The sequence below is a fragment of the Andreprevotia sp. IGB-42 genome, assembly GCF_009848685.1.
GTDB lineage: Bacteria > Pseudomonadota > Gammaproteobacteria > Burkholderiales > Chitinibacteraceae > Andreprevotia.
This window is the reverse complement of the sequence record NZ_WXTX01000006.1, coordinates 173,127-194,157: the sequence shown is the minus strand read 5'-3', so window position 1 is coordinate 194,157 and position 21,031 is coordinate 173,127. Positions and strand designations below refer to the sequence as shown.

Genomic DNA, 21,031 nt, shown 5'->3' with positions numbered 1-21,031 from the left:
ATGCATCTGCTGCGCACCACGCCGGGCGGCTTTGTCGACGACAGCGCGGGGGTGATCCGCATCGACCAGAGCCCGGCGCAAATTGTGGTGCTGAGCTCGGCCGACACCACGCTGGCCCTGCTGGCCAGTGCGGTGGCGCGGCTAGGCCCGGATTTCCCCAGCGTGCGGCTGGCCAACGTCACCTTCCTGCGCCAGCCTGCATCGGTCGACTTCTACGTGGACGATGTACTGCAGCATGCGCAATCGGTGGTGATCGATCACCTAGGCGGTGAGAGCTACTGGCCCTATGGCATCGAGCAGGCCATGGCAGTGGCCGGCCGCAAGCAGCAAATGCTGGCGATGTTCTCCGGCGATCTGCAGCAAGACCCCAACCTGATCGCCAAGAGCAGCGCCACGCCGGCGCTGTGCCAGCAGTTGTGGCGCTACCTGCGCGAAGGTGGCGCCAGCAATGCCGAGTCATTCCTGCGGGCAATCGCGTTTCACGCGCTGGGCTGGGGAAGCGAACCCGGAGCACCTCGCGCGTTGCCGGCTGCGGCCATTTACTTTCCCGATCTGCATCACGCCACCAGCGCCGACTGGCAGGCACGCTGGCAGCCAAGTGCGCCGGTAGTGGCTATCCTGTTTTACAAGGCGCACTTGCAGGCGGCCAATACGGCGGTATTTGATGCGCTGATCAATGCGCTGGAAGCGGCAGGCCTCAATCCGCTGCCCATCGCCGTCACCTCGCTCAAGGATGGCATCAGCAAGCAGGTGGTGCGCCAGCTGTGTGAAGAACATGCAGTGGCCGTAGTGCTCAATACCACCGCCTTTGCCGCCTCCGCGCTGGATGATGCCACGCCGCTGGATCTGTTCGGCGATGCGCCGGTCTTGCAGGTGATCCTGTCCGGCAACAACCGCGAAGCATGGCAGGCCGACGACCATGGCCTGAACTCACGCGATATCGCCATGCACGTGGCGCTGCCCGAGGTGGATGGCCGCATCATCACGCGTGCCATCAGTTTCAAGGGCCTGTCTTACCGTTGCCCGCACACCCAGGTGGACGTGGTGCAGTACCAGCCCGATCTGGAACGCATCGATTTTGTGGTTGAACTGGCCCGGCGCTGGTGCCGGCTGCGCACGCTGCCGAATGCCGGCAAGAAACTGGCGCTGATTCTCGCCAATTACCCGATGAGCGAAGGCCGCATCGGTAACGGTGTGGGGCTGGATACGCCTGCATCGGCGCTGAATGTGTTGCACATGCTGCGCGAGCACGGTTACCAGGTGGGCAAGCTGCCCGCCGATGGCGATGCACTGATCCGGCAGCTCACGCAAGGCGTGACCAATGACCCGGCCACGCGCACCTTGCGCCCGGCACTGCAAAGCTACGCGCTGGCCGATTACCTGCAGCAGTTGGCGCAACTGCCGCCGGAAATCCGCGCCGCACTGGATGCGCGCTGGGGCAAGCCGGAGGACGACCCTGCTTTGCGCCAGCAGCGATTCGTCATCGCCGGCTGGCGTGCGGGCAATGTGTTCGTGGGCATACAGCCATCGCGTTCGCGCGGCGAGGATGATTACGCCAGCTATCACGATGCAGACCTGATCCCGCCACACTCCTACCTGGCGTTCTATTTCTGGTTGCGCCATGTGTGGTCAATCGATGCAGCAATCCACCTTGGCAAGCACGGCAATCTGGAATGGCTGCCGGGCAAGAGCGTGGCGCTGGGCAATGCCTGCTGGCCGGACTTCATCCTTGGCCCGTTGCCACACCTTTACCCGTTCATCGTCAACGATCCGGGAGAAGGCTGCCAGGCCAAGCGCCGCGCGCAGGCGGTGATCATCGATCACCTGATGCCGCCGCTGACCCGCGCCGAAAACTACGGTCCGCTACAGGATCTGGAACGCCAGGTCGACGAATACTACGAGGCGCTGATGGTAGACCCGCGCCGCGCCAGACTGTTGCGCAAGACCATCCTGGCCGCCATTGCCGAGCACAAGCTGCACGAAGAACTGAGCATGTCCGCCCCCGGTGCGGACGACGATGCCTTGCTCAACCGCGTGGATGCCTGGCTGTGCGAGCTGAAGGAAGCGCAAATCCGCGATGGCCTGCATACGTTCGGGCTATCCCCCGCTGGGCGGCAACGCCGCGATACGCTGCAGGCGCTGGCGCGCTTTCCCGCGGCGGATGGCAAGAACGCCAATGCCGGCCTGATTGCTGCGCTGGCGCAGGATCTGGCGTTGGGCGAACAATTCGATCCATTGCAAGCAGACTGGGCAGCGCCATGGACTGGCCCGCGCCCGGCACTGCTGGCAGAGGTACTGGCCGAACCATGGCGTCATGCTGGCGACACACGCGAGCGGCTGGAACTGCTGGCAAGCCGGCTGCTGGATGCGCTATGCGCAGGCGCCCTGCCCGACCCGATGATCGGGCCACTGAGCGCCAGCGTGCTGGCACGGCTGCAGACCGATGTGCTGCCGCTGCTGGATGCGTGCGGCACACAGGAACTGCTGCAGTTGCAGCGCGGGCTGGCCGGGTGCTTCGTGCCCTCCGGCCCCAGCGGATCGCCCACGCGCGGCCGGCCGGACGTGCTGCCTACCGGGCGCAATTTCTATTCGGTGGATACGCGCGCGGTGCCCACGCAGGCGGCATGGTCGTTGGGCGTCAAATCCGCACAGCAGCTGATCGAAAGGCATTTGCAGGAGCATGGCGACTACCCGCGTGCGGTGGGGCTGTCCGTATGGGGCACCGCCACCATGCGCACCGGCGGCGATGACATCGCCCAGGCGCTGGCGCTGCTGGGGGTGCGACCGAAGTGGGCGCAAGGCAGCCACCGCGTGACCGATTTCGAAATCCTGCCGATCGAAATTTACGACCGGCCCCGCATCGACGTGACGCTGCGGGTATCGGGCTTTTTCCGCGATGCATTCGCCAATCTGATCCACCTGTTCGATGCCGCAGTGCAGGCCGTTGCCGAGCTGGATGAACCGGAAGACATCAACCCGATCCGCGCGCGCATCCTGCGTGAGCGCGATGCGCTTGAGGCGCAGGGGCTGGATGCCGCCGAGGCGCGCCGCCGCGCCGGCTGGCGCGTATTCGGCGCGCGGCCGGGTGGCTACGGCGCCGGCTTGCAAGAGTTGATCGATTTGCGGCAATGGCAGACCGATGCCGATCTGGCCGATGCCTATCAGCACTGGGGTGGTTATGCCTATGCACAGAACAGCGATGGCGAAGCGGCACAGGCCACATTCGGGCAGCGGCTGGCAACGCTGGATGTGGTGCTGCAGAACCAGGACAGCCGCGAGCACGATGTGCTCGATTCCAACGATTACTACCAGTTTCAGGGCGGGATGACGGTGGCGGTGCGGCATCTGTCCGGCCAGCAACCTGCGCTATACCATGGCGATCACAGCAACCCGGCTGCGCCGCGCATCCGCACATTGCATGAGGAAATCGCCCGTGTGATCCGCTCGCGCGTGATCAACCCCAAGTGGATCGATGGCGTAAAGCGCCATGGCTACAAGGGCGCTGCCGAGATCGCCGCCACCGTCGATTACCTGTATGGCTACGATGCCACCGCGCGGGTAATTGCCGATCACCAGTATGCGCTGGTGACCGATGCCTACCTGAACGACAGCGGCACACGGGATTTCCTGCAGCAACATAACCCGCAGGCGTTGCACGGCATTTGCGAGCGCCTGCTGGAAGCCATGCAACGCGGCCTGTGGCAACAGCCTGGCGCGTATCGCACGCAGGTGGAGCAGCATTTGCTCGCTGCCGAACAGCATATGGAAGGAAGCCAACCATGATGAATGACATACCCACACACACCGGGCTGGAAGCTGTGGATGCCGGGCTGGCGTTTCCGTTTACCGCGCTGATCGGTCAGCCAGACCTGCAGCAGGCGCTGTTGCTCGCCGCAATCGACCCCGGTTTGGGTGGCGTATTGGTGAGCGGACCGCGCGGTACCGCCAAATCCACCGCAGCGCGTGCATTGGCCGAGCTGCTCCCGGAAGGCCAACTGGTGACGCTGCCACTGGCCGCAAGCGAAGACCGGGTGACGGGCTCGCTCGACCTGAATGCGGCGCTGCAGGACAACGCACTGCGTTTTTCGCCCGGCTTGCTGGCACGCGCCCACTTGGGGGTGCTGTATGTGGATGAAATCAATCTGCTGCCCGATGCATTGGTCGATGCGCTGCTCGACGCTGCTGCCAGCGGCATCAATACCGTGGAGCGCGATGGCGTGTCATACAGCCATGCCACGCGCTTTGCGCTGATCGGCACCATGAATCCGGAAGAAGGCGAACTGCGCCCGCAACTGCTGGACCGCTTCGGCCTGATGGTGCAATTGCACAACTGTTTTGATCCTGCCGTGCGCCAGCAGATCGTCAAGGCCCGGCTGGCGTTCGAGCTGGACCCACCCGCATTCCGCGCCCGCTTTGCCGCGCAGCAGCAGGCGCAGATTGCCCAAATCCGCGAGGCACGTACGCGGCTGGCATCACTGGCGTTTGACGATGCAGTGCATGCCCGCGTGAGCGCGCTGTGCATCGCAGCGGCAGTGGATGGCCTGCGGGCCGATCTGGTGATGTTGCGCGCCGCCCGTGCACTGGCGGCGCTGGATGGTGCCGAGCACATCACCATCGCCCATGTCGACGCGGTGGCCGCAGCGGTGCTGGCGCACCGCCGCATGGTGCCGCCTGGCCCCCAGCAGCCGGATGCGCCCCAGCCGGGTACATCCGGCCCTGACGACCGCCAAGTGGCTGGCGATAATGAGCTGGATGCCCCCGCGCAGGCTGCAGGTGCTGAAGGTGACTGGGGTTATCTGCCACCGGAAACAGCAGGCCTGAAACCCGTCAAGGGCGTGCTGCCACTCCCGCCAAAAAAACCCTGAGCCATCGCGGCAAAGCCGCCGCTGCACAGCGCAGCGGTGCCCGATGGCAGCAAGGCAGCGCAGGCACTGCAGCCAGCATGGGTATGCCCGGCCCGCGCGTGCACTGGCCGCGCACGCTGGCAGCCAGGGGGCGCAACACGCTGCAGGCCAGCCACTTGCGTTACCGCCCGGCACTTGCCCACGCCGGCGTGCTGCATTGCTTTGTACTCGATTGCTCGGCATCGATGCTGCGCAACGACAGCCTGGCGCTGGCCAAGGGCTGGCTGGTTTCGCTGTTTGATCAGGCAGCGCAGCAGCGCGCGGAAGCGGCACTGATCTGTTTTGGCGGCAATCGGGCAGACCTGCGCTTCGGCCCCGCCGTGCCGCGCTGGTGGAACGAGCGCTGGCTGGCGCCGCTGACCGGCGGCGGTGGCACGCCGTTCAGCCTGGGCATGCAAAAGGCCGGCGAGCTGCTGGCCCGCTCTGCCCGCCTTTATCCAGCACAGCAGCGCTGGCTGTGGGTGCTGACCGACGGGCGCAGCAACGAGCTGCCAATGCGCCCCGGTCATGCCGATCAGATCAGGGTGGTGGATTTTGAAACCGGCCCGCTCCGCCTGGCGCGCTGTGCGGTGCTGGCGCAGGCTTGGAGCGCAACGCTAGTTATGCCTTAGCATCTGCAATCGATTAGCTGGCGGCTATCTCAGGACCGGGCATTGGCAAAGCCAGATTAATCAGTCTTGACGGGCGATCCATCGACTTGTGGATACCAGCGCGGCGTGTACACCCACGCTTTGCCACCGGCCAGCGCAAAGCGGCGGGTAGTGGATGAACCGATCAGCACCATGGTACGCATATCCACTTGTGCGGCCTGCAATTCACCCAGCGTGAGCGTGGTGAGCGTACCGCCAGGGCGGCCGATATCGCGGCCCAGCACCACTACGGTATCGGGGGTGCGATAGCCGCGCACGATCTCCAGCGCGCGCTCCAGCTGCCATGGACGGGCGCGGGAAATCGGGTTGTAGAACGCCATCACCAGATCGGCCTCGGCCGCATGCTGCAAACGCTGTTCGATCACCGCCCAAGGCTTGAGATTATCCGATAGTGACAGCATGCAGAAATCGTGCCCCAGCGGTGCGCCGGCCTCCGCCGCAGTGGCCAGCGCTGCCGAGATACCCGGAATGATCTGCAGCTCGACACCTGCCCAGCGCGGGTCATCGCTGGCTTCCAGCGCCTCCAGCGTGGCAGCTGCCATGGCGAAAACGCCCGGATCGCCCGACGACACCATCACCACCCGTCGCCCCTGCAATGCCAGCTCGAACGCATGCCGCGCGCGCTGCAGTTCCTCACGATTATCGGTGCCATGCACGTGCTGGTCTGGCCGGAACGGGCCGGCCATCTGCACATAAGTGTCGTAGCCGAGCACATCGGTGGCGTCATCCAATGCCTGGCGCGCAGCGGGCGCCAGCAGATCAGCACGGCCCGGCCCCAGCCCCAGCACGCTGAGCCGGCCGCGCGCATGGCCGATCAGATCGGCATCAACGGGCTGGCTGGCAAGCAGCAGCGTGACCTCGGCATCCGGCCCGTGCAGCACCTCGCCAACGATACCGGCGAGCCGGTCTGGCGTGGCCGCCAGGCGCAGCGGTACATCGAGCGCCGCAGCAGCTGCCACGCCCGCTTCGCCCGCCAATATCTGCGGCAACAGCAAGACTGCCAGTGCTGCCGGCGCCAGCCCATGCGCTGTCAGCGCTTGCTGCACCCGCTCTGCGATCTGCGTACCGCCGGCTACGGCAGCCACGATGCAGCGCGGATGAATAACGAGTTCCTGCGCATCGCCCCGCCAGGCGTAGGGGCTGAGGCGAATCACATGCGCGGCATCATGCTGCTGCGGCAGCTTTGCCTCACCCAGCCAAGGCATGTCACCTTCGATACGCGTAGCGGCACCTGCCAGCAGATCGGAAACAAAATGCTTGCCCTGCTCGATATCCGCCAGCGCATAGCCAGCGGGCGGATTGAGCAGACAGGTGCCAAAGCGCAGTTCTCCGCTGGTGGTGATGGCCGGGGCTACAGCCAGCGCCGCGGCAATCTGCCTTGCGAGCACATTCACGCCAGCCAGCCCGCCCAGCAAGGGCACCACTGCGCTGCCGTCCTCGGCCACGGCCAATACCGCTGATTCGCCATTCTTGTTTGCCAGCAACGGGGCCACGCAGCGGATGACGATGCCGGCGGCACACAAGGCGATGATGGGCGTGTTCTGCGCATACAGCGCGCGCAGATGGGTGCCCAGCTCGGTAAAGGACAGGTCCGCAGCAACGCGGCCCGTCAGCGCGTGCACCTGTGCGCCCGGCAATGCCGCCTGGATGCGCCGTGCAGTATCGAGCGCGCCGGCGCCCAGGATGACGATGGCGGCGGCGCCGGATTTCATCCCTGCCATTTTTCCCCCGGCACCACCAGCAGCGAGAAATAAGGCGATGCCATCGGGTCGACCTCGGCCAGCGGCACGATGCGCTGATTGGCCATGGTGGCGCGTTCCACGTACAGCGCCCGTTCTGCCAGCCCCAGGTCGTGCAATACGCGCCGCACCTTGTCGAAATTGCGGCCCAGCTTCATCACCACCGCCGCCTCGGCATCGGCCAGCCGGCGCTTCAGCTCTTCTTCCGGCAATACCCCGGACAGCACGCACAGGCTTTGATTGCGATATACCAGCGGCACCCCCAGCACGGCAGCGCCCCCCAGCATCGAACAGACACCCGGCACCACTTCGGCCTGGTAGCGCGTGGCCAGCCGGTCGTGCAGATACATATAGGAGCCGTAGAAAAACGGATCGCCCTCGCAGATCATCGCCACATCGCGGCCGGAATCCAGATGCACCGCCAGGGTCAGCGCCACCTCGTCGTAGAAATCCGCGATGATGGTTTCGTAATCCAGCGGCGGCGCGAGCGCTTCGGTAGTCACCGGGTAGATCAGTGGCAATTGCAGCTGGTGAGCGGCCAGATGGTCTTCGATGATGCCGAACGCGTTGCTCTTCTTGCCTTTGGCAGCAAAATACGCCACCACAGGTGCCTGCTGCAGCAGGCGCAACGCCTTGAGCGTGATCAGTTCAGGATCACCCGGGCCTACGCCCAGGCCCAGCAGACGCCCGGCTTGCACGCTCATTCTGCCTCCGTCGCCAGCGCATTCACTGCAGCTGCCGCCATGGCACTGCCGCCGCGGCGGCCATGCACCACCACATAGGGCACGCCACGGCTGTCTGCCGCCAGTGCCGCCTTGGATTCCGCCGCGCCAATGAAGCCGACCGGAAAACCCAGTATCAATGCCGGCTTTGGCGCACCGGCATCGAGCATGTCCAGCAAATGGAACAAGGCCGTGGGTGCATTGCCGATCACCACCACGCTGCCAGCCAGGTGCGGGCGCCACAGTTCCAGCGCGGCGGCGGAACGGGTATTGCCCAGATCACGCGCCAGCGCGGGTACATCCGCGTCGTTCAGCGTACAGATCACCGCATTCCTTGCCGGCAGGCGGGCACGGGTAATGCCTTCGGCCACCATGCGCGCATCGCACAGGATGGGGGCGCCAGCCAGCAGCGCCTGGCGGCCTGCCGTGCCCGCACCGGCAGAAAACGCCAGGTCCTGCACGATATCGACCATGCCGCAGGCGTGGATCACGCGTACCGCCAGTTTTTCCATGTCTGGTGCGATGGCATCGAGATCCGCTTCCGCGCGGATGGTGGCAAACGAGCGGCGGTAGATTTCCTGGCCGTCGCGTATGTAATCAAGCATCGAGAGAATCCGTTCTGGCTGGCTGGGCGTTGATGAACGCCGCCGCCTGCGCCAGGGTGAGTTGCTGCGCCAGGCAGGTGCCAAAACCGCCCTGGTCGCTGTGTTGATAAAGGTCGTATCTGGCCGGTGCCACCGCCAGCAAGGTCCACCGCGCCGAGTGGGCCGCCGCACAAGAACGCTCGCAACCGCTGAGATGCACCGCTTGGGGCCTGGCCAGCAAGCCTGCCAATGCCAGTGCATCGGTTTTGACGTCCGCCTGCGCCTTGCCGCAGCCGGTGCTGCCGGCACAGGCGATCAGGCTGGCCAGCGGATCACCCGGATCGGTCAGCAGCCCCATGGCCTGCAGCTGGGCCTGTGTTGCGTGTGCCCGGGCCTCGCTCAGGTCCGGGATCAACACGCTTTGCCACGGCGTGAAATGCAGCGTGCCCTGGCTGATGTCGGCCAGTTGCAGCAGATCGGCAGCAGCAATCCGCCCCAGCGGCAACTGCGCACCAACGTAATAGCACGTGGGCATGCCTGCATCGCTCTGCTGTGCATGGATACCCACGCGCAAGCCGGTAGCCTCCGGCGCGCGGTGCCAGTTTGCCAGCGCCGGATCGGTGCCCAGCGCAAAATCCACGTGCAGTTGTGCATGAGCCAGCACCGTAGCAGCCGGATGTTCGGCCAGCACTTCACGCATGCGGTGCTGCGCTGGCCGCGCCAACTGCAGAAATGCCTGCAACAGTGCGGCAACCACCGCCACCACCTGATGCGGCCGCACGATGGCCAGCGGCGGTTCATCGCGCACTGCGGCGGGCGGGCAACCCGCCAACCCCAGCGCCAGCCGTGGTCCAGCACCATCGGCCGGTAACGCGGCCAGCCAGATATCGTGCGCATGCCGGGTGGCGGCTAGGGCCTCGCCGCCATCGAGCAGCAGGCAGAACTTGGGCGACAACGCAGCGAATGCCGGGGTGGTTTGCAGCATATCCAGCAGCGCAGCAGCCAGTGGGCGGGTATCGAGCAGGCTGCCCACGCCACGGCCAGCCAGGGGGCTGAGCATGATGTTGCGTACGTTATCCCGCTCGTTCAGCGAGCCTGCGCCGTCCTGTGGCCCCAGCCCTGCTGCCAGCAGTTGCTCGACCAACGCTGCTTCATGCGCTGCGCTGACGCCACGCAGTTGCACATTGGCACGGTTGGTGGCTTCGATGATACCGGAGGCATGCAAGCTGGCTGCTGCCGCCAGCGCACGCGCCTGCCCTGCATGCAGCACACCGCCCGGCAGGCGGATGCGGCACAGGCCGCCATCCCGCGCAGGCACGATGTGCAGCAGCCCGGGACAGGCCGAAACACGTGCCGCAACAAGCGCGGAATGGAATGGAGCAGGCTGATTCAAGACGGCACCGGTTGAAGTAGGGAGCACGGCGCCCGGTGAAACCACGGAGCACAGCGGGCGCGTTGGGGGTATGCGATATACTGCGGCCGGAATGCAGCGCCTGTCGGGCCGGGCTTCGGGCCGAACCCTGTATGGTATGCAATTTTTTTTGTCCCGTCATGCAGGCATGCCCCGGCTGCTGGCCTGACGGGCTGGCTGTGGAACAAGGAACAGGCATGACGGCGTGGGTAACCGTGGTGGGCATCGGTGATGACGGCTATGGCGAGCTATCGCGCAGTGCGCGGCGTGCACTGCTGGGTGCACAGCGCATCGTGGGCGCCGAGCGCCAGCTGGCCTTGCTGCCACACTGCATCAGCGCGGAGCGTATCTGCTGGCCGCAGCCGTTTGACCTCGGCCCGGTCCTCAACCACCGTGGTACACCGGTATGCGTGCTGGCCAGTGGTGACCCGATGTTCTACGGCGTAGGTGCCAGCCTGGCGCAGGCGCTGGGCACTGCCGAGCTACACGTCATCCCCGCGCCCTCATCCACCGCACTGGCTGCGGCCCGCCTAGGCTGGCCACTGCAGCACTGCACGGTGCGCTCACTCCTGACCAGGCCACTTGCCAGCCTGAATATCGATCTGCATGCCGGCCAGCGCCTGCTGCTGCTGACGCCGGACGGCAACGCGCCGGCCGCCATTGCCAGGCATCTGCAGGCAAACGGCTTTGCCGCCAGCCGCATGACGGTGCTGGAGCACCTGGGTGCTGCACAGGAGCGCCGTATCGACGGCACCGCCGCAAGCTGGCCGGAAGCCAGCATGGCCAAACTCAATATCGTGGCGCTGGAACTGATCGCGGATGGCAACACGCGCAGCCTGCCGCTCGCGCCCGGCCTGCCCGATGATGCTTACCGCCACGATGGCCAGCTCACCAAGCGCGATGCCCGGGCCATCACGCTGGCGCGCCTGGCACCCCGGCCCGGCGAGCTGCTGTGGGATGTCGGCGCCGGTTGCGGCTCTATCGGTATTGAATGGATGCGCAGTCACCCCGCCTGCCGCGCAATCGCGGTGGAAGCGGATGAAAGCCGGCAGCAACTGATTGCGTACAACCGCGATCAACTGGGCGTGCCCGATCTGCAGCTGGTTGCCGGCAGTGCGCCGGCAGCGCTGGCCGGCCTGCCAGCCCCGGATGCCGTTTTCATCGGTGGCGGCGTCACCGTGCCCGGCGTACTGGATGCATGCTGGCAGCAACTGAAACCCGGTGGCCGGCTGGTGGCCAATGCCGTCACCCTGCAGGCCGAGGCCGTGCTGCTGGCCTGGCATGAACAATATGGCGGCACGCTCACCCGCATTGCGCTGGCGCACGCGCAGCCGCTGGGGGGCTTTGATACCTGGCGCCAGGCATTGCCGCTGACGCTGTACGAAGTACACAAAAGTCATGCCGATGCGTAACGGCATGGCCGGACGTTACAAACCTGCGGGCTGCATACGATGAATGCTGCAGCACGCATACTGCTGCTGGGCGGCACCGGCGATGCATTGCAGATTGCCCGCCAGCTTGGCCCCCGCCACGTCTACAGCCTGGCGGGATTGGGGCGGGTACCGCAGGATCTGGCGTGCAGCGTGCGCGTTGGCGGTTTTGGCGGCGCAGACGGCCTGGCGGATTACCTGACCATGGAAGCGATCACCCTGGTGCTGGATGCCACGCACCCCTATGCGGCGCAGATCAGCAACAATGCAGCCCGGGCATGCGCGGCGACGGGCACATGCTACTGGGCATTGCGCCGGCCAGCCTGGCAGCCCCGTATCGGAGATGACTGGCGCAGCGTGGCGAGCTGGAGCGAGCTCGTTACCGCGCTGGCGCCCTTCAAGCGGCCACTGTTCACCTCGGGCCGTGAGCCACTGTCCCATCTGGATGAAATCCCCCCGCATCAGCACTGGCTGGTGCGCTGCCTCGATCCGCATCCGGGCAATGCCGGCGCGCAGGTGCTGGGCGTGCGTGGGCCGTTTACCAGCGAGGGCGAGCGCGCACTGTTCGTTGCACATGGCATCGATGTGATCGTCAGCAAGAACAGTGGTGGCAGCGCCACTGAAGCCAAGCTGGAAGTAGCGCGCGAGATGCGCCTGCCGGTATTGATGCATGCCCGGCCCACGCTGCCCGTTGCAGAGCGAGAGTTCACCGATGTGGCAGCGCTGATTGATTGTTTATTGAGCGAGAAACTGGCATGACCGTATTTTTCATCGGCGCAGGCCCGGGCGACCCGGAGCTGATCACGGTAAAGGGGCAGCGGCTGGTGCGCAGTTGCCCGGTGATCCTGTACGCGGGCTCGCTGGTGCCGGCGGAAGTGCTTGCCGGGCATCAGGCGGAACGCGTGGTCAACACCGCAGCGCTGAACCTGGACGAAATCATCGCGCTGCTGGCAGAGGCCCACGCAAAAGGCCAGCACGTGGCGCGCGTGCATTCGGGCGATCCATCGCTGTATGGCGCGATCGGCGAGCAGATACGCCGCCTCAAGGCGCTGGATATTCCCTACGAGATCGTGCCCGGGGTAACCGCCACCGCGGCGTGCGCGGCCACGCTGGGCGTGGAGTTGACGCTGCCCGGCATCTCGCAGACGGTGATCCTCACCCGCTATGGCAGCAAATCGAAGATGCCCGATGGTGAACAGCTGGCCGATCTGGCGCGCCACAAGGCCACCATGGCGGTGCACCTGGGCGTGCGGCACCTGGCAAGCATCGTGGCCGACTTGCTGCCGCACTATGGCGCCGATTGCCCCATCGCCGTGGTCTACCGCGCCAGTTGGCCAGATGAAACCCGCGTCACCGGCACGCTGGGCGATATCGTGTCCAAGGTGCAGCACACACAGATAGAGCGCACCGCGCTGATCCTGGTGGGCCAGGTACTGGCGGCGGAAGGATTTGACGATTCAACGCTGTACGCCGGCTGAAAAGACAAAGGGACCAGGCGCGAGCCTGGTCCCCCGTACTGCATCATCGTTCAGAGCCGTTAACAGCTGACTTGCAGAAGATGCCGGTCAGCGGGCAACCGGTTGCGAATGCAAGTCACGCAGCTTGTTTTCAGCCAGCACGCCAAACAGCAGGCCCAGCGTGGTCCACATGATCACTTGCATGCCCATCGCAGCCACACGGAATTTCCACAGCAATGCGGCCGGGAAGCCGTCCGGCACGTTGTCGAACGACGGCAGCGCCAGTTGCACAGCGGCAATGATCACGACGAACAGCAGGCCGGCTGCAATCGATGCATTCCACTGCCCCAGTTGCCGCATCATCACCTTGCGCATCTTCAGTGCAAACACCATGGTGACCAGCGAAATGGCAATCATCAGGAAGAACAGCGCCGTGCGGTAACCGATGGTTTCCGGGTCGCCCACCGCGGGCGGCGTGGCCGGATACTTGATGCTGGGCACCACCACCAGCGCCATGAATGCAGCCAGCGCCAGCCAAGCCGCCAGCGGCCGCGCCGGCAGCTTGCTGGTACGGCCATAAATGAATGCAAAAGCCAGCGCAAACAGGCCGCCAAAGGCCGCGCCGTACACCACCACGCTGGTCAGCAGGCCAAAGCCCGCCTGCGTTTCCCGGCTGACCAGTTCGGCCTCTTCTGCCTCGTGCACATGGCCGCCCTGCGCCTGATCAACATGCTCGTGCGCTTCCCTGGCCTTGCTGGCCTGCTCTTCGAATGCGATGGCGTGATCCACCTGCGGCTCGCCCACTACCCTGGCAAAACCGAAGGTCAGCAAGCCTGCCACCACGCCGGCAATCATGCCACGTACCAATAATTTCCCTACCATGACAACTCCCGGTTCAGTGGCAAGGAAAGCCAAGCAGGTGGCGGCCATCGTGCACGAACTCATGCACGTACATGCCCTGGAACAGCGATGTGGCGCCCTGCTCGCTGCCAACGAAATACAGCGCCAGCAGCGCCAGCAAGCCGCCGAATACCGCCCATGGCAGCCATTCGCCCAACGGGATGGGGGTGGGTTCGATGGCCGGATTGAGCGCGGTATCGATCATGAAATTTCTCCTGGAACGGCACGATGCGGACGATCGTACCCATGGTGCAATGACGGGCTACGCAATGCGTACTTTCAATTCCCGGGTATATTAATATCCCGGCAAATGCTTGGACATTGAAATCTTTTCACGTCCGTACCTGTCGTGATCATTCCAGCAAAGTTTACATGACCACACGTTTGCAATTATTCAGTCTTGCCAGCACCCCGGCCATGCGCAAAGGCCGCTTTCCCGCTGACGAGGCGCTGGACGAACGCGGCCGGGATGAAACCATTGCCGCGGGCCTGATCGCGCATCTACCTGCTCATGCAACGCTGCTGTGCAGCCCGGCCGCGATGGCCCGGGATACGGCGGCATTGTGGCAGCGTCCGGCCATCATCGAACCCGCGCTGGCGGACATGGACCATGGTCACTGGCGTGGACGTGGGCTGGCTGAGGTGGCGGCAGAAACCCCCGCGGCGCTTGCCGCATGGACCCGGCAAGCCGAGGCGCCGGCGGGTGGTGCCGAATCGTTTCTTCAGGTATTGGCGCGGGTAGGCAGGTGGCAGGAACAACTGGATTATCAGGGTGACGTGGTGGCACTTACGCACCCCGCCGTGATCCGTGCCGCCATCCTGCATGCGTTGAACGCGCCGGCGAGCGGGTTTTTCCGTATCGAAGTACCGCCATTGGCGCGCTTCGAGCTGCGCCGTTCAGCACAAGGCTGGACTTGGTGGCCGGGCATTTGAACGCCGCGTCATGCGGACTATGCTTGCCATTGCTCACCAGACCCATCACACGGATATTCCCGTGCGATATTGCTTGTCGCACGGGAATATCGAGCAAACCATCATGCGAGCGGAAAGGACTGGGCAATGCGGTTGCCCACCTTGTAATGGGTGCCCGGCTGCGCGGTGAAGCTCACGTTGCTCCTGGCTTCGAACAGCAGGATGATGTCCGAGCCACCGAACTGGAAGTACGACAGCTCTTCGCCCTTGCGCAAGGTCACGCCCACTTCCGCGGTAATGATGACCGACGATACCTGGCACATGCCGATGGGCAGCACTGCAACCAGTCCGATCGGCGTATCCAGCACGATCAGGCCGCGTGCCTGCGCAAATTGATAGCCGGCGTTATCGGGCGCGTCGAAGGTACGCACCGGTTTCAGCTGGTACGCGCCGTTGGCATCACCGGCCACCGGCTCAGCCACAACTTCCAGGTACACCTGGCCGGGAATCACCCGCGCTTCCAGCACGGTGCCGCCCACCGGCGCATGCTGGCGGTGATAATCACTGGGGCCGAGGAACGCATGCATGAACAGGCCGTTATTGAACCTGTCCTTGTACGGGCTGCCTTCCAGCAATTCGTTGATCGACCAGTGCAGGTTCTTCACGGTAACGCCGGAATCGGAACGGATTTCCCACTGGCCGGCAAAAGTGGAATCAGCTGGCGAAACAATCACGCTTTGATCGGCAATGGCCGCAATGGGGCGATAGCCGGGTTTGAAATTACGCGCAAAGAACTGGTTGAAGGTCTTCCAGCCGCCGTGCGGAATCAGATAATCACTCATATTGTAATTGGGCGAATCGATGAACGATTGCAGCGACTCCTCGGTCAGTGATTCCGGGGTATCGAGGAATTCGCCCATCGCCTTCGCATATTTCACCAGCCATGCCGACAACGGCGTCAGCGGTGGCGCACTGTCGTGCGGCACCACGCGGTTTTGCAATTGCAGCACCGGCGGCTGATCAAAGATGAAGTAAGACTTGCACAGATGCATGTATACCTCGCGCCCGGCCCGATTCTCGGAAGGCACCCAGTACAACAGCTCGCCAAGCCACTTCAGGTAGTCATCGAGCGTTCTGATATCCGCCAGATCCGGGATATTCCATTTGGCAGCACGTGCAACTGCCTGCTTGAAATCGGCCTCCCAGTTGTTGGCCAAAATCAGATCAACCAGCTCCAGCACTACCGGATGCAGACCTTCCCCATGCAACTCGCTCAAACCTGCCCCACGTTCTTCCAGACTCATCACTTGCTCCAGTTCCGGTTGCGCGTGATCTTCTGGTTTGGCGGGTTGCCGCAAACCGTTGCGGCAAGCACTCCCAAGGCGGCACGCCCAAGCCTGCTGCTTTGTAGGATGCTTTTCTTATGCTGACAAATTAATTAAAAAATTAATCCATATCATTGACACATAAAGAATTTTTTGTGAAAGCAAAAGCGCCGTATATGCGGGCGGTCCGGGGATCAGGACGGGTTGCGTACCGCCAGCCTCATCTCGTCGCGGTTCAGGCTGACGTCGAAGCGCGAGATCACATTCATGCCCATCAGCAATTCATCGCCCAGCTCTGGCACCACGACAGCGCGCACGCCATCGAGCGTAAAACCGCCAAACTGCAGCCGCGAAATGCGCGTTTCAAAGCCTTCGACTTCGCCATTGGCCGTTTGCGAGATGATCTTGCTGCCGACGGGCAAATCCAGCCGCGATGCCAGCCGGGTACCCAAGGTGACCGTGGTGGCGCCGGTATCCATCAGAAACACCGCCTCCTCGCCATTCACCTTGCCCTGCACGCGGAAATGGCCATCCTGCGCACGCTGCAAAACCAGCTCGCGCTGACCATCCTGCGTGTTCATGGTGCTTTGCGGCAGCCGCTGGCGCTCCAGCAGCAGCTGGCCGCCAAAATAGACGATGCCAAGCACGCTCAACCACAGCAGGATCAGCGCCGGGGTTGAGCGGATCATGCTTCCAGTTGCTCCAGCTGTTCGGAAAGCGCGAGCCATTGCGCTTCCAGCTCATCAATCTGTGCTTTCAGCTCGGCTTCGCGTTGCAGCACGGTTTGCAGCTCGGCCTTGCGCTCGGCATCGTAAATACCGGCCTCCTGCAGCCTGGCGGTCAGTTCACCATGCTCGGTCTGCTTGGGCGCGAGCGCTTTTTCCACCTTGCCCAGCTTTTGCTCGATCGGTTTCCTGGCGCTGGCCAGCTTCTGGCGCGCTTCGGCTTCCTCGCGCTTTTGCGCCTTGCGGTCGCCCCCCGCTTCGGACGTACGCAGCGCCACGTTGGCCTCGGCACGCTTTTCCTGGCTGTAGCGGCTGTAATCATCCAGATCGCCGTCGAACGGCCGCACCCGGCCGGCTTCGATCAGCCAGAAATCATCCACTGTGGCACGCAACAGGTGCCGGTCATGCGAAACCAGGATGATGGCGCCATCAAAATCGGTAAGCGCGCGCGTCAGCGCCTGGCGCATATCGATATCCAGGTGGTTGGTCGGCTCATCGAGCAGCAGCAGGTTAGGTTTTTGCCAGATCAGCAGTGCCAGTGCCAGGCGGGCTTTCTCACCGCCGGAAAACGGGCGTACCGGGCCGGTGGCCATTTCGCCGTGAAAGTCGAAGCCGCCCAGATAATTGCGGTGTTCCTGCTCGCGCGTCAATGGATCGAGCTTTTGCAGATGCCACAATGGTGATTCATCCAGCCGCAGGTGTTCCAGCTGATGCTGGGCAAAGTAGCCGATTTTCAGTCCTTTGCCTTCCACACGCTCGCCGGATATCAGGTGCAGATCACCACACAGCGTCTTGATCAGCGTGGATTTACCTGCGCCATTTACACCCAGCAGGCCGATGCGCGCCTGTTTTTCCAGGCTCAGGTTCAGGTCATGCAGCAACGGCTTGTCTGCACTGTAGCCGGTAAAGGCTTTTTCCAGCCGGATCAGCGGGCTGGGGCTCGACTCCGGCTCGCGGAAGCTGAAAGTGAATGGGGAATCGACATGTGCAGCGGTGATCATTTCCATCCGCTCCAGCGCCTTCACGCGGCTTTGCGCCTGCTTGGCCTTGCTGGCCTTGGCTTTGAAGCGGGTGATGAACGATTCCAGATGCGCCACTTCGCGCTGCTGCTTGTCGAAAGCCTGCTGCTGTTGTGAAAGTTTCTCGGCACGTTGTGCTTCGAAATCGCCATAGTTGCCGGTGTACAGGTCCAGCTTGCCGGCATCCACGTGCAGGATGCAGCTGATGGTGGCATCGAGGAAATCCCGGTCATGCGAAATGATCAGCAGCATGCCCTGGTAGCTGCGTAGCCAGCTCTCCAGCCATACCACGGTTTCCAGATCCAGATGGTTGGTGGGTTCGTCGAGCAGCAATACATCGGAGCGGCACATCAGCGCCTGCGCCAGGTTGAGGCGCATGCGCCAGCCGCCGGAGAATGTCGATACCGGCCGGCTCATTTCATCGCTGGAGAAACCCAGCCCGGCCAGCAGCTTGCCGGCACGCGCCGGCGCGCTGTAGCCATCGATGGCTTCGAGCTTGCCCAGCAGCTCGCCATGCTGCATGCCATCGCCGGCTACCGCAGCCAGTTCGGCCTCGATGGCGCGCAGTTCCACGTCGCCATCCAGCACGAAATCGAGGGCGGATACCACCAGTGCAGGCGTTTCCTGCGCCACATGGCCGATCACCAGCCGGGGCGGCAGCTCAAGATCGCCGCCATCGGCGTGCAATTCGCCGCGCAGCAGGCCGAAGAAGGAAGATTTGCCGGCACCATTGGCGCCGACAACGCCAATTTTCTGGCCGGAATGAAGCGTGAGGTCAGCGCGATCAAGCAGAACCTTGAGACCGCGCCGCAATGTGAGTGATTTGAGTCTGATCATCCGGCAATTCTACCAGCCGGATGGCCATATTCAGTGCGTGACGCGCGGCAAGCGCGTCAACCACCCGGTCTATCAGCCATTCAGCTGCGCACGCATCTGGCCCAGTGCCTGTTCGGTCAGCGTGGAAACACCACTCAGACGGCGCAAGTTGCCGGTATGCAGGTGATCAATCAGTTCATTCTGCGTAAAGCCCAAGCCGTTTTCGCCACCGCGGTTAGTCAGCAGATAGCGGGTCTTCTGCGGGCTGATCCATGAAAGCCGGTAGCGACGGTATTCGCCATCATCCTCGCGCCATTCCAGCCATTCGCCGCGAGTGGGTAGACCATCACTGGGGATTTCGGCCTGCGGCACCACGATTTCGGGCACCGGCATGGGAATGCTGAGCGTTTCCCTGCTTTCTGCCGCAGAGATCGCATCCTTGATCGCCTGTGGGGGTTCCACCGCCACCATCGGCGTGGGCTGGAATGCAGGTGCAAGCTCTTGGGGTTGCATTTTCATGCCGCTGCGTATGGCCCCCGCATGCAACTGCACCAGCTCGGCAAAGAACGCCTGGGCCTTTTCCTTGCTGGTGCCGGCGGCATGCGCGCCTTCTTCCAGCGTCTTGAGCATGGCAGGCAATTCATTGACCAGACGCAGCCGCTCTTCCGCGCCGCGCTTGGGTTGTATGCTCCACAACAGCATGTCCATTGCCGCTACGCGGCTTGCGAACAGTACCTCGGCCTCACCTTCCGGGCCGTAGGCAGCAACCAGTGCACCTTGCCAGCTCTGGGTAAGGAAATCATTGACCAGCGAACTATTCAGCGCCGATACCATGTTCTGCCCGGCAAGCCGGGCGCTGATCAATGCGCCCGCGGTGGCTGCAGCCAGTTCCTGGATTTCCCGATCAAGCAGCGCCTGCGCTTCGGAGGTGATTTTCTCTTCGGTGCGCTCGCCTTCGCTGGCATTGAACCGCTCCAGGTCTTCCAGCGCGGTCTGGAAGATGCCGATATCATCAGCGTAGTGAGTCGAAATCCACGCCACGGTATCGTTGTATTTGGTAAAGATCGCATCATCGCTGGCGGGCTCGGATTCCCACGCCAGGCAAGCCTCGGCCAGCAAATCGATCAGCAAACGCGCCGGGTGGCTCTTGTTGCCGAAGAAGCTGCCATCGAGCAACGCGGCCTTCAGTACCGGAATCTGCAACCTGGCCAGCAGTCCCTTGGCTGCGGTGGTCAGCCGCGGATCTTCGAACAGGCGGTCGAACAGCATCGCCACCAATTCAAGAGTCATGGTGTCGACGCGGTTGAGATCTCCGGCCCAGCGTGATGCACGCAACAGGCTCAGCATGTTTTCCGGGCTGTCGCCTTGCTCGGCATGCTTGAGGTTTGGTGGATCCTGCTGCAGCTGATCCAGCACATTGAACCAGACCGGGCGCACCAGGCGCTGTGGTTCAACAAAATCCTGCGTGAGCTGATCAAGGAACCCGGCCAGTGCCGTGTGATCTACCGACAGGTACTGGCGGCCACCGGCATCACCGCCCCCCATCATCACGCCGCCCTCGGTCATGCTGCCCGCATACCCCGGGCCGGCATGATTGCCGCCAGCCTGGTTGCCCCCTGCAGCACCGGCGTATTGCGCCTGCCCACCTTGCTGCGGCTGCCCGCCCTGCGATGCCGAATCGGAAGCGGTGCCCTGCGGGGCACCACCGGCCGGCGCGGCGCGGCGCACCACCCGGCGTGCAACCGGCTGGATATTCTGCTGGATCAGATACTGATTGATGTGCTGATAAACCGATGCTACTTGCTCGGACAACTCGCTTTCCAGCGTGCGCAGCGCCACCAGACGCGCACCAACGCCGCTTTCCAATTGCTGGAACGCCGCCATGAACGCTTCGCAAATCGCCATCGGGCTGAGCGGGTTGCCTTCGCTGTCGTCGCCGCCCATCGCCGGCATCAGCGTAGCCAGCCGCTGCTCAAGCTGGGATAGCGTATCGCCCCCCTTTTGCTTGAAGGCGGTGGCCACATTGCTGACGGTGAGGTTTTGCTCGTAATCGTCATTGGCAACCAGCGACATCTTGTCCGAATCGAGCTGCAGCTTGAAGTAAGCCTTGGCCGCTTCGCTTTCTGCCCCCGGGTTCATGCGCTGATTGAAGGCTTCGACGAACTGCTCGCGAAAAGCCTGGACGATTTCTTCTTTTTTGGCCTTGGCTTCCACCCTGGCATGGAAGTAGGAATCGCGCAGCTCGCGATCCAGCGAGGTTTCCGCCAGCTTGAAATAATTCTCTTCCAGCTGGGTGAAGAACCCGTCCAGCGACTCGGTCAGCAGCTTCAACGCGAGATCGCGGCAAGCCAGCAACGTTGCCGAGGGCGCTCCAGCCTTCACGGTATGGCGAACGGGTTGCATGGACATGTCTCACAGTTCGGGTCAGGTTTACATA

General features: G+C 63.5%; 17 protein-coding genes. 7 read left to right on the top strand and 10 right to left on the bottom strand.

Annotation, left to right across the window (positions count from 1 at the left end; genetic code table 11):
* The 3 genes from cobN (at window position 1) to IGB42_RS11245 (ending at window position 5,515) form a co-directional block, all read left to right on the top strand.
* The gene (gene cobN, locus IGB42_RS11255) at window positions 1–3,783 is read left to right on the top strand and encodes a cobaltochelatase subunit CobN (RefSeq protein ID WP_159671554.1); all 3,783 of its coding nucleotides are present in this window, start codon (window positions 1–3) and stop codon (window positions 3,781–3,783) included.
* The gene (locus tag IGB42_RS11250) at window positions 3,780–4,865 is read left to right on the top strand and encodes an ATP-binding protein (protein ID WP_174764205.1); all 1,086 of its coding nucleotides are present in this window, start codon (window positions 3,780–3,782) and stop codon (window positions 4,863–4,865) included. Before cobN ends, IGB42_RS11250 begins: the two co-directional genes overlap by 4 nt.
* A gap of 77 nt (window positions 4,866–4,942) precedes the next feature.
* Entirely contained in the window at window positions 4,943–5,515 is a 573-nt protein-coding gene (locus IGB42_RS11245) for a magnesium chelatase (protein ID WP_159671552.1), read from the top strand.
* 56 nt (window positions 5,516–5,571) lie between these two features.
* Here IGB42_RS11245 and cobJ read toward each other — a convergent pair whose 3' ends face one another.
* Genes cobJ through cobG form a run of 4 tightly spaced genes read right to left on the bottom strand, consistent with a single transcriptional unit; the run spans window position 5,572 to window position 9,992 of the window.
* Entirely contained in the window at window positions 5,572–7,275 is a 1,704-nt protein-coding gene (cobJ, locus tag IGB42_RS11240) for a precorrin-3B C(17)-methyltransferase (protein ID WP_201799904.1), read from the bottom strand.
* Entirely contained in the window at window positions 7,263–7,997 is a 735-nt protein-coding gene (locus IGB42_RS11235; protein WP_159671550.1) for a precorrin-2 C(20)-methyltransferase, read from the bottom strand. The genes cobJ and IGB42_RS11235 overlap by 13 nt, the downstream gene beginning before the upstream one ends.
* On the bottom strand, window positions 7,994–8,620 hold the full coding sequence (locus IGB42_RS11230; RefSeq protein WP_159671548.1) for a precorrin-8X methylmutase: 627 nt from the start codon (window positions 8,618–8,620) through the stop codon (window positions 7,994–7,996). Before IGB42_RS11230 ends, IGB42_RS11235 begins: the two co-directional genes overlap by 4 nt.
* On the bottom strand, window positions 8,613–9,992 hold the full coding sequence (gene cobG / locus IGB42_RS11225) for a precorrin-3B synthase (RefSeq protein ID WP_159671545.1): 1,380 nt from the start codon (window positions 9,990–9,992) through the stop codon (window positions 8,613–8,615). The genes IGB42_RS11230 and cobG overlap by 8 nt, the downstream gene beginning before the upstream one ends.
* A 215-nt stretch (window positions 9,993–10,207) precedes the next feature.
* On the opposite strand from cobG, the gene cbiE reads away from it, so the two are divergent.
* Genes cbiE through cobM form a run of 3 tightly spaced genes read left to right on the top strand, consistent with a single transcriptional unit; the run spans window position 10,208 to window position 12,918 of the window.
* Window positions 10,208–11,422, top strand: a complete 1,215-nt coding sequence (gene cbiE / locus IGB42_RS11220) for a precorrin-6y C5,15-methyltransferase (decarboxylating) subunit CbiE (protein ID WP_159671542.1) — start codon at window positions 10,208–10,210, stop codon at window positions 11,420–11,422.
* Window positions 11,423–11,461: 39 nt separating this feature from the next.
* Window positions 11,462–12,199: a cobalt-precorrin-6A reductase gene (locus IGB42_RS11215; protein WP_159671539.1), complete on the top strand. Its 738-nt coding sequence runs from the start codon at window positions 11,462–11,464 to the stop codon at window positions 12,197–12,199.
* Window positions 12,196–12,918: a precorrin-4 C(11)-methyltransferase gene (gene cobM, locus IGB42_RS11210; protein ID WP_159671536.1), complete on the top strand. Its 723-nt coding sequence runs from the start codon at window positions 12,196–12,198 to the stop codon at window positions 12,916–12,918. Before IGB42_RS11215 ends, cobM begins: the two co-directional genes overlap by 4 nt.
* Window positions 12,919–13,005: 87 nt before the next feature.
* Here cobM and IGB42_RS11205 read toward each other — a convergent pair whose 3' ends face one another.
* Both IGB42_RS11205 and IGB42_RS11200 read right to left on the bottom strand, forming a co-directional pair.
* The gene (locus IGB42_RS11205) at window positions 13,006–13,779 is read right to left on the bottom strand and encodes a CbtA family protein (RefSeq protein ID WP_159671533.1); all 774 of its coding nucleotides are present in this window, start codon (window positions 13,777–13,779) and stop codon (window positions 13,006–13,008) included.
* A gap of 13 nt (window positions 13,780–13,792) precedes the next feature.
* On the bottom strand, window positions 13,793–14,002 hold the full coding sequence (locus IGB42_RS11200; RefSeq protein WP_159671530.1) for a CbtB-domain containing protein: 210 nt from the start codon (window positions 14,000–14,002) through the stop codon (window positions 13,793–13,795).
* A 167-nt stretch (window positions 14,003–14,169) separates the two neighbouring features.
* On the opposite strand from IGB42_RS11200, the gene IGB42_RS11195 reads away from it, so the two are divergent.
* Window positions 14,170–14,730, top strand: a complete 561-nt coding sequence (locus IGB42_RS11195; protein ID WP_159671527.1) for a histidine phosphatase family protein — start codon at window positions 14,170–14,172, stop codon at window positions 14,728–14,730.
* Between the two features lie 101 nt (window positions 14,731–14,831).
* Here the strand turns inward: IGB42_RS11195 and IGB42_RS11190 are convergent, their stop codons facing one another.
* The 4 genes from IGB42_RS11190 to IGB42_RS11175 all read right to left on the bottom strand — a co-directional run bounded on the left by IGB42_RS11190 (window position 14,832) and on the right by IGB42_RS11175 (window position 21,003).
* Window positions 14,832–16,013 carry a phosphatidylserine decarboxylase gene (locus IGB42_RS11190; protein ID WP_159671525.1) on the bottom strand — a complete coding sequence of 394 codons (1,182 nt, stop codon included), beginning with the start codon at window positions 16,011–16,013 and terminating at the stop codon, window positions 14,832–14,834.
* 215 nt (window positions 16,014–16,228) lie between these two features.
* Window positions 16,229–16,723 (bottom strand): TIGR02281 family clan AA aspartic protease, encoded by a 495-nt coding sequence (locus IGB42_RS11185; RefSeq protein WP_159671521.1) that lies wholly within the window; start codon window positions 16,721–16,723, stop codon window positions 16,229–16,231.
* On the bottom strand, window positions 16,720–18,615 hold the full coding sequence (locus IGB42_RS11180) for an ATP-binding cassette domain-containing protein (RefSeq protein ID WP_159671519.1): 1,896 nt from the start codon (window positions 18,613–18,615) through the stop codon (window positions 16,720–16,722). Before IGB42_RS11180 ends, IGB42_RS11185 begins: the two co-directional genes overlap by 4 nt.
* Before the next feature lie 72 nt (window positions 18,616–18,687).
* Window positions 18,688–21,003, bottom strand: a complete 2,316-nt coding sequence (locus IGB42_RS11175) for a DUF1631 family protein (protein ID WP_159671517.1) — start codon at window positions 21,001–21,003, stop codon at window positions 18,688–18,690.
* Window positions 21,004–21,031: the final 28 nt, after the last annotated feature.

Coding starts and splice junctions, on each gene's coding strand:
- cobN (WP_159671554.1), top strand. CDS start 1: ATGCATCTGCTGCGCACCACGCCGGGCGGCTTTGTCGACGACAGCGCG.
- IGB42_RS11250 (WP_174764205.1), top strand. CDS start 3,780: ATGATGAATGACATACCCACACACACCGGGCTGGAAGCTGTGGATGCC.
- IGB42_RS11245 (WP_159671552.1), top strand. CDS start 4,943: ATGGGTATGCCCGGCCCGCGCGTGCACTGGCCGCGCACGCTGGCAGCC.
- cobJ (WP_201799904.1), bottom strand. CDS start 7,275: ATGGCAGGGATGAAATCCGGCGCCGCCGCCATCGTCATCCTGGGCGCC.
- IGB42_RS11235 (WP_159671550.1), bottom strand. CDS start 7,997: ATGAGCGTGCAAGCCGGGCGTCTGCTGGGCCTGGGCGTAGGCCCGGGT.
- IGB42_RS11230 (WP_159671548.1), bottom strand. CDS start 8,620: ATGCTTGATTACATACGCGACGGCCAGGAAATCTACCGCCGCTCGTTT.
- cbiE (WP_159671542.1), top strand. CDS start 10,208: ATGACGGCGTGGGTAACCGTGGTGGGCATCGGTGATGACGGCTATGGC.
- IGB42_RS11215 (WP_159671539.1), top strand. CDS start 11,462: ATGAATGCTGCAGCACGCATACTGCTGCTGGGCGGCACCGGCGATGCA.
- cobM (WP_159671536.1), top strand. CDS start 12,196: ATGACCGTATTTTTCATCGGCGCAGGCCCGGGCGACCCGGAGCTGATC.
- IGB42_RS11205 (WP_159671533.1), bottom strand. CDS start 13,779: ATGGTAGGGAAATTATTGGTACGTGGCATGATTGCCGGCGTGGTGGCA.
- IGB42_RS11200 (WP_159671530.1), bottom strand. CDS start 14,002: ATGATCGATACCGCGCTCAATCCGGCCATCGAACCCACCCCCATCCCG.
- IGB42_RS11195 (WP_159671527.1), top strand. CDS start 14,170: ATGACCACACGTTTGCAATTATTCAGTCTTGCCAGCACCCCGGCCATG.
- IGB42_RS11190 (WP_159671525.1), bottom strand. CDS start 16,013: ATGAGTCTGGAAGAACGTGGGGCAGGTTTGAGCGAGTTGCATGGGGAA.
- IGB42_RS11185 (WP_159671521.1), bottom strand. CDS start 16,723: ATGATCCGCTCAACCCCGGCGCTGATCCTGCTGTGGTTGAGCGTGCTT.
- IGB42_RS11180 (WP_159671519.1), bottom strand. CDS start 18,615: ATGATCAGACTCAAATCACTCACATTGCGGCGCGGTCTCAAGGTTCTG.
- IGB42_RS11175 (WP_159671517.1), bottom strand. CDS start 21,003: ATGTCCATGCAACCCGTTCGCCATACCGTGAAGGCTGGAGCGCCCTCG.